The sequence below is a fragment of the Archangium sp. genome, assembly GCF_036389735.1.
Lineage (GTDB): Bacteria > Myxococcota > Myxococcia > Myxococcales > Myxococcaceae > Archangium.
On record NZ_DASVWK010000318.1, the window covers coordinates 1 to 7,573 of the forward strand.

The 7,573-nt window shown below is 69.9% G+C and carries 7 protein-coding genes; 5 read left to right on the forward strand and 2 right to left on the reverse strand.

Annotation, left to right across the window (positions count from 1 at the left end; genetic code table 11):
- The first annotated feature begins 135 nt into the window (after window positions 1–135).
- Both VF794_RS11215 and groL read left to right on the forward strand, forming a co-directional pair.
- The gene (locus VF794_RS11215; RefSeq protein ID WP_331109556.1) at window positions 136–492 is read left to right on the forward strand and encodes a response regulator; all 357 of its coding nucleotides are present in this window, start codon (window positions 136–138) and stop codon (window positions 490–492) included.
- Window positions 493–638: 146 nt separating this feature from the next.
- The gene (groL, locus tag VF794_RS11220; protein ID WP_331109558.1) at window positions 639–2,279 is read left to right on the forward strand and encodes a chaperonin GroEL; all 1,641 of its coding nucleotides are present in this window, start codon (window positions 639–641) and stop codon (window positions 2,277–2,279) included.
- A gap of 70 nt (window positions 2,280–2,349) precedes the next feature.
- Here groL and sinK read toward each other — a convergent pair whose 3' ends face one another.
- Window positions 2,350–3,918 carry a hybrid histidine protein kinase/response regulator SinK gene (gene sinK / locus VF794_RS11225; RefSeq protein ID WP_331109560.1) on the reverse strand — a complete coding sequence of 523 codons (1,569 nt, stop codon included), beginning with the start codon at window positions 3,916–3,918 and terminating at the stop codon, window positions 2,350–2,352.
- Window positions 3,919–4,057: 139 nt separating this feature from the next.
- Here sinK and VF794_RS11230 point away from each other — a divergent pair, with 139 nt between their 5' ends.
- Window positions 4,058–4,450: a demethoxyubiquinone hydroxylase family protein gene (locus VF794_RS11230; RefSeq protein WP_331109562.1), complete on the forward strand. Its 393-nt coding sequence runs from the start codon at window positions 4,058–4,060 to the stop codon at window positions 4,448–4,450.
- Between the two features lie 7 nt (window positions 4,451–4,457).
- Here VF794_RS11230 and VF794_RS11235 read toward each other — a convergent pair whose 3' ends face one another.
- Window positions 4,458–5,834, reverse strand: a complete 1,377-nt coding sequence (locus tag VF794_RS11235) for a diguanylate cyclase (protein WP_331109564.1) — start codon at window positions 5,832–5,834, stop codon at window positions 4,458–4,460.
- 47 nt (window positions 5,835–5,881) lie between these two features.
- Here VF794_RS11235 and VF794_RS11240 point away from each other — a divergent pair, with 47 nt between their 5' ends.
- Both VF794_RS11240 and VF794_RS11245 read left to right on the forward strand, forming a co-directional pair.
- On the forward strand, window positions 5,882–6,694 hold the full coding sequence (locus VF794_RS11240) for a chemotaxis protein CheW (protein WP_331109566.1): 813 nt from the start codon (window positions 5,882–5,884) through the stop codon (window positions 6,692–6,694).
- A 123-nt stretch (window positions 6,695–6,817) separates the two neighbouring features.
- The coding region (locus VF794_RS11245; RefSeq protein WP_331109568.1) for a response regulator at window positions 6,818–7,573 on the forward strand (756 nt) is incomplete at its 3' end.

Consider the following 7,573-nt stretch of genomic DNA (forward strand, 5'->3'; position numbering starts at 1 on the left):
CCCCCGGCGCCGAGCGCTTCTCCCGCTTCCCCATCATGAGCGGCCTCATATCCAGGTCCCTCAGCGCATTGTCAACGCAGGGGGCGGTTGTTACCTTCGTCCCCTCCCTGAGCTCCCAGGGCCAGGTGCGCCTTCGTGAACATCCTCGTCGTCGATGATGACCTCAGCTTGTGTTCCAGCCTCTCCCAGTTCCTGGAGCGGAATGGCTACACGGTCTATTCGGCGGGAGACGCCCTCCAGGCCCTGGACGTCATGGAGCGCCAGCCCGTCGATCTCATCATCACCGACTACCTGATGCCCCACGTGGACGGCATCCGCTTCACCGAGATGCTCAAGGCTGACCCCCGCTTCCGCTCCATCCCCGTGCTCCTCATTACCGCCTCCCCGGACGTGGCCACCACGGACAACGGGCTGCGCAAGGGCGTGGCGATGATGCTCGAGAAGCCCGTGGACATGGGCCAGCTGCTCACCCTGGTCCGCTTCGCCGAGTAGCCCTCGCGGGCCCGCCAGCCGTCCTGCCGTCCACACCGGCGGCTTTCCATGTTGACATCCCCTGTGCGGCCCTTATTTTGGCGCTCGCTTAGGCCGAGTGCTAACGGCCGCAAGTTCCCATTCCCCAGTAGTTTCAGGAGGTTAAGATGGCAGCGAAGGAGATTTTCTTCCACCAGAACGCGCGCGACGCAATTCTGCGCGGTGTCCGGATCCTTTCCGATGCGGTGGCCGTCACGCTGGGGCCCAAGGGCCGCAACGTGGTCATCGAGAAGAGCTTCGGCTCGCCCACGATCACCAAGGACGGCGTCACCGTCGCCAAGGAGATCGACCTCGAGAACAAGTTCGAGAACATGGGCGCCCAGATGGTGAAGGAGGTCGCCAGCAAGACCTCCGACAAGGCCGGCGACGGCACCACCACCGCCACGGTGCTCGCCCGGGCCATCTATGAGGAGGGCCTGAAGCTGGTGGCCGCCGGCCACAGCCCCATGGACCTCAAGCGCGGCATCGACAAGGCCGTCGAGGTGGTGGTGGCGGAGCTGAAGAAGCTCTCCAAGCCCACCGCCGACAAGAAGGCCATTGCCCAGGTGGGCATCATCTCCGCCAACGGGGATGAGACCATCGGCAACATCATCGCGGACGCGATGGAGAAGGTGGGCAAGGAGGGCGTCATCACCGTCGAGGAGGCCAAGGGCCTGGAGACGACGCTCGACGTGGTGGAGGGCATGCAGTTCGACCGCGGCTACGTCTCGCCGTACTTCGTGACGAACCGCGAGCGCATGGAGGTCGTCCAGGACGACCCCTACATCCTCATCAGCGAGAAGAAGGTCTCGTCGATGCAGGACATGATCCCCATCCTCGAGCAGGTGGCGCGCTCCGGCAAGCCGCTGCTGATCATCGCCGAGGACATCGAGGGCGAGGCGCTGGCCACGCTCGTGGTGAACAAGATCCGCGGCGTGCTCAACGTGGCGGCGGTGAAGGCGCCGGGCTTCGGTGACCGCCGCAAGGCCATGCTCGAGGACATCGCCTCGCTGACGGGCGGCACGGTGGTGAGCGAGGAGCTGGGCCACAAGTACGAGGCCCTCACCCTCAACGACCTGGGCCGCGCCAAGCGCGTCACCATCGACAAGGACAACACCACCATCGTCGACGGCGCGGGCGCGCGGGCGGACATCGAGGGCCGCATCAAGCTCATCCGCGGCCAGATGGAGACCACCACCAGCGACTACGACCGCGAGAAGATGCAGGAGCGGCTGGCGAAGCTGGCGGGCGGCGTGGCCGTCATCCACGTGGGCGCCGCGACCGAGACCGAGATGAAGGAGAAGAAGGCTCGCGTCGAGGACGCGCTGCACGCCACGCGCGCGGCCGTCGAGGAGGGCATCGTCCCGGGCGGTGGCGTGGCCTACCTGCGCTGCCTGACCGCCCTGGAGAAGCTGAAGCTGGGCGGTGAGCAGGACTTCGGCGTGGACATCATCCGCAAGGCCCTTCAGGAGCCGCTGCGGAAGATCGCCTCCAACGCGGGCCTCGAGGGCGCCGTCATCATCAACAAGGTCCGCGAGGGCCAGGGCGCGTACGGCTACAACGCCCGCACCGACGTGTTCGAGGACCTGGAGAAGGCCGGCGTCATCGATCCGACCAAGGTGGAGCGCACCGCGCTGCAGAACGCGGCCTCCGTCGCCTCGCTGCTGCTGACCACCGAGGCCATGGTGGCCGAGCGCCCGAAGAAGAAGGGCAAGGGCGCGCCCGCTGGCGGCGCCTCGGACTACGGCGGCGACGACCTGGAGTACTGAGCCGTCCCTAGAGTCGGGCTCGCGGCCCCGGGTGTCTCTCCCAGGAGAGGCCCTCGGGGCCGTGGTGTTTTCAGCGCCCAGGCGCGGCGGGGGCCTGCCCCAGGATGCGCGACAGCTCGCGGCTGAGCTCGGGCGCCGCCAGCTCCCTCGACAGGCACCCGGACGCGCCGGCGCGCAGGGCCTCCAGCACCGTCTCCTGGGAGAGGTACTCGGCGAGCACCACGAAGGGCGCCCCCTGGCCCAGCTTCCGCGCCAGTTCCAGTGCCTGGCGACCGTGGGCGGCGGCGAGATCCCAGCTCACCACCACGGCCGCCGGGGCCACCGAAGCGGGCTCGGTGGGCGCGCTCGGCATGACCCGTGCCTCCAACCCCAGGGACGCGAGTGCCTCGGTGATCTGCCGTGCCGCGGCCGGGCTGTCCTCGAGCACGTCCACGCGGCGGCTGCCCAGTCCCGGCGCGCGCCGCACGGGGGCGGCCGCGGCGAGCGTCTCGCGCAGCTTCGTGCGCACCTCGCGGATGTCGTCGAAGGGCTTGAGCAGGTAGTCGAGCAGCCCCAGCTCCAGCGCCTGCTGCGTCGTCACCAGCGAGGGGTAGCCCGTCATCAGGATGACGCGCGAGTTGGCGTCGAGCTTGCGGGCCTCCTGCGCCAGCTCCAGGCCCGAGAGGCCCGGCAGGTTCTTGTCCGTGACGATGAGGTCCACCGGCCCGCGCCGCAGATGCGCGAGCGCCTCCTCGGCGTCGGCCGCGAGGAACATCTCGCACTCCTTGTCCATCAGGTCCTTGAAGACGCTGCGGATGATCTCCTCGTCATCCACCACCAGCAGGCGGCGGCGCACGGTGGCCGGCGCGGGGGTGGAGGCGCCAGGGGACGGGGTGGGGGCCGTGAGCGGATCCGGGGTGGGGAAGAGGACGCGGAAGACGGTGGTGGGTGGCGGCTGCTCCGCCAGCATCGAGGCGGGCACGAGCTCCAGCCGCGCCTGGTGCTCCCGCGCGATGCGCTGGCACACCGCGAGCCCCAGTCCGGTGCCGCGCTTGCTGCCCGTCACATAGGGCTCGAAGAGGCGGTGGCGCACGGCCTCGGGGATGCCCGGGCCCCAGTCCGCCACGTACATGACGGGCGAGCCGCCCTCGCGCCGCAGCACCACCTTCACCCGGCCCGGCCCCGACACCGCGTCGCGCGCGTTGTTGAGCAGGTTGAGGGTGAGCTGCTCCAGCAGCCGGCCGTTGCCCTGCACCGTGAGGTCCTCGGGTGCGTCCACCTGGAGCGTGATGCGGGAGGAGTCCGGGTTGAGGGAGAAGGCACGCGCCGCCGCCTGCACCTGCGCCACCAATGATACGGGCTGCTGGGGGGCGGGGCGCTCGCTGGCGAGCCGGGTGAAGTCGGAGATGATCTGCTCCATCCGCTCCACCTGGGCCAGCATCTGCCGCAGCGTGCCGCGCGCGCCGATCTCCTCGGAGAGGAGCTGGGTATAGGCCTTCACCCCCAACAGCGGCTGGCGCAGCTCGTGGAGCACCTCGGCGGCGAGCTGTCGGGTTCCCGCGTTGGTGCGTCGTAGCTCCGCGGCCGCGGCCCTTGCCGCTGGGAGGTCTCCGGTCTCCACGGCCTGGAGGAGGAGCGCGAGCGGTGCCGGGATGTCCATGGTTCATCAGCATGGCCGAGCCCACCGCTCGGTCGCAACGCGGAGCAACGGATTCCGTTGACCGGCGCCCCCCGGGACGCGGATGCTTCCGACTCCTACACGTTGCGCCCACACTGGCTGTACGCCTCGGGAGCCCTCCATGCCGCAGACCAATCCGTTCCACGCGATGGTGCCCAGGAAGTTGACGGACTCGGAGCTGGCCCGCGCCATCCGCCTGGACATGGAGGCGGAGCTGGACGCCATCAACCTCTACGCCGCGCACATCGAGGCCACGGACAACGCGGACGCCAAGGCCATCCTCCATCACGTCATGGACGAGGAGCGCGAGCACGCGGCGCTCTTCTGGGAGCTCATCGCCCGGTTGGATCCGGCCCAGGCCGAGCACATCAAGGTGATGTCGCGCAAGTATCAGCTCATCGTCTCCGGCGCTTCGCACGACGCGGTGGAGGCGGTGGGCGAGGACGGCGAGCGCTCCGCGGCGACCGAGCCCGGCATGGAGAAGCGGCTGACGGTGGGCTCGCTGCGGCGCTGAGCCCGGCTCAGCTCCCGGTGCGCTGGCTGTAGCGCGCCGGGGGCGTGGCCTCCAGATCCTTCGCGGCCATGTAGATGACGTTCCGGGAGCCCTTCTTGCCCCGGTACATGGCCCGGTCCGCGAGGTCCAACAGCGTGGCCTTGTCCCCCGCGTGCTCGGGGAAGCTGGCGATACCGATGCAGGTGGAGAGCGCCAGCGCGTAGCCCTCGCGCGCGAGGAAGCGGTGCTTCTCCACGGTGCGACGGATGCGCTCGGCCACCTTCATCGCGCCGCCCGAGTCGGTATGGCGCAGCACCACCACGTACTCGTCCCCGCCATAGCGCACCACCACGTCCTGATCTCGCACGCAGCCCTTGAGCAGGCGGCCCATCTCCACCAGCAGCTGCGAGCCCACCAGGTGCCCGTGGGTGTCGTTCACCGTCTTGAAGTAGTCCAGGTCCAGGAAGAGCAGGCTGAAGCCGCCGTGCGTCTGCTGGGTGTCCTTCATCTCGCGATCCAACACCTGGTGCAGGTAGCGGGTATTGAAGAGGTGGGTGAGGTCGTCCAGGTAGGCCAGATCCTCCACCTCGGAAATGCGGCCCAGGTTGCGCAGGGCGAGCGCCAGGCAGCGGGCGAGGAAGCCGGTGGCCTCGGTGATGCCCGCGGGAGGCGCGTGGGGGTAGAGCAGGGCGGCGTGTCCGAGCAGCTCCTCCCCATCCACGGCGGGGACGACGAGCGCGAGCGGCCAGGGGCCCGGGATTCCCTCCAACAGCCGCACCTCCCGGGACGCATCGAGGCGCGGCGCGAGGAAGGCGAGGCGGGGATCCTCCCGCGTGTCTCCGCACAGGCCGTGATCGCTCAACAGCCGCACGCAGCCGGAAGCATCGCGCTCGAAGAGCACCACCTCGCTGGCCAGGCCCATGCCCTGGAAGGCGGCGCAGGCGGTGTCCGCGAGCCGCTCGCGATCCAGCGTGGTGGAGATGCGCTGCCCCGTCTCCAGCAGCGAGACGTACCGGCGCAGCGCCGCGTTCTCCCGCAGCAGCTCGCGTGTGGCGAGTGCCCGGTCGATGGCGTGCTGGAGCACCTCCGGGGCCACCGGCTTGACGAGGTACTCGGCGGCACCGCTCTTGATGGCACGCACCGCTGGATCCACCTTGTCCAGGGCGGTGATGACCAGCACCTCGGTGCCCGGGTAGTGCTCCTTGGTGTGGCGCAGCACCTCCATCCCATCCCCGGTGGGGAGGATGAGGTCCGTCACCACGATGTCATAGGGCTCGCGGGCCAGCGCCTCCTTGACCTCCTGGATGCTGGCGATGGCGGTGACCTCGTGGCCCGCGCCGCGCAGGTAGTCCCCGTAGAGGGTCCGGGCCAGCTTTTCGTCATCGACGAGGAGGACGCGCGCCATCGCCGAAGGGCTTAGCACCAAGGTCCCGGGGCTGCTAGCCTGCCCCCGTGCCTCCCTACGAAAGCGGACGCCGGCTCTGTCTCCTGATGGATGCAGGGGACACGCGCTTCGCCGTCGAGGCCACCTCCGTCATGGAGGTCGCCGCGCCGGGACCCGATGAGACCAGCCTGCGAGGCGTGCTGGAGGTGAAGGATTTGTCCGTGCTGCTCGGCGGCGAGCCGGAGCCGAGCCCTGGCATGGTGGTGGTGTTCGACGTGAGCCCCACGTTGGCGGTGCGCGTGCGCTCCATCATCGAGGTGGTGGACGTGGCACCCGCGCCCCACTTCCTCCTGCCCGCGGGACTGGGGGACACCCTGGCCGCGCTCAGCCGCAGCGCGGTGCTGCACAAGGACCGGCTCTACCTGGAACTCACCGCCGAGGCCCTCCCTCACGAGCCGGGCACGGTGCGGCCTCCACCAGAGCACCCGGTGGTCCTTACCGAGGCCTTGCCCGGACGCTCGCTCATCCTCGAATCGCAGGGGCGCCTGTTCGGCCTCCCGCTGCATCACGTGTCCCAGGTGGTGGCGCGAGGGCCCTCCTTCAGTGCGCTGCCCGGGAAGGGCGGGGCGGTGGCGGGGGTGGTGCTGCATGGGCAGGCGCTCTGGCCCCTCTACTCCGCGCCGGCGATGCTGGGGGCACCCGCCACCCCCGAGGGCTTCATCGTGCTCACCGAGGTGGACGGGCGCGGCCTCGGGCTGTGCGCCTCGCGCGTGCTGGGCGTCCACCCGCGTTTCGAGCCCACCGAGGAGCCGGGAGTGTTCCGGGCGCCGGGAGTGATGGATCCCGTGCTCTTTCTGAACCTCCAGCGCATGTTTTCTTGAGCTACCGCTTGTTTTCTTGAAGGCCCGGGTGGGCAACCGTAAGCTGCCCGGCTTGACAGTGGGACTGCTCGTCCCGATTTCTCACCGAATTCTAGGGGGTTGGATCCCCCGAGGCCCGAACCGATGCCCAAGAATCTGCTGGTCGCCGATGACTCGCTCACCATCCGCAAGGTGATCGGGATGATCTTCGCGACCGAGGACTTTCAGGTCACCGCGGTCGACAACGGGCTGGACGCCATCACCCGGGTGCGCGAGCTGCGTCCGGACGTGGTGCTCGCGGACGTGATGATGCCGGGCAAGAACGGCTACGAGGTCTGCGAGGCGCTCAAGAATGATCCGGCCACGCAGGGCATCCCCGTGCTGCTGCTGGCCGGCACTTTCGAGGCCTTCGACGAGGCCCGCGCGCGTTCGGCCAGGGCGGACGACCACATCACCAAGCCCTTCGAGAGCCAGGTGCTGCTCGACAAGGTGAAGACGTTGGTGGGTCAGAAGTCCAACACCATGCCCTCCTCCATGGCGACGCAGGTGATGGCTCCCTCCGCGAACCCCGCCGCTCCCGCGCAGCCGCGTCCTCCCGCCGGGCCCGCTGCCGGGCCGCGCCCGCCGGGGCCGGGGATGCCTCCGGGTCCGGGCGCTCCGGGCATGGCGCGTCCGGGTGGTCCTCCGGGACCGGGGATGCCTCCACCGGGCGTGGGTCCGCGTCCGGGCATGCCGGGGCCGGGGATGCCTCCGCCGGGCATGGCGCGTCCGGGTGGTCCTCCGGGACCGGGGATGCCTCCTCCGGGCGCGGGTCCGCGTCCGGGCATGCCGGGGCCGGGGATGCCTCCGGGTCCGGGCGCTCCGGGCATGCGTCCGGGTGGGCCTCCGGGGCCGGGGATG

Coding starts and splice junctions, on each gene's coding strand:
- groL (WP_331109558.1), top strand. CDS start 639: ATGGCAGCGAAGGAGATTTTCTTCCACCAGAACGCGCGCGACGCAATT.
- sinK (WP_331109560.1), bottom strand. CDS start 3,918: ATGGACATCCCGGCACCGCTCGCGCTCCTCCTCCAGGCCGTGGAGACC.
- VF794_RS11230 (WP_331109562.1), top strand. CDS start 4,058: ATGCCGCAGACCAATCCGTTCCACGCGATGGTGCCCAGGAAGTTGACG.
- VF794_RS11235 (WP_331109564.1), bottom strand. CDS start 5,834: ATGGCGCGCGTCCTCCTCGTCGATGACGAAAAGCTGGCCCGGACCCTC.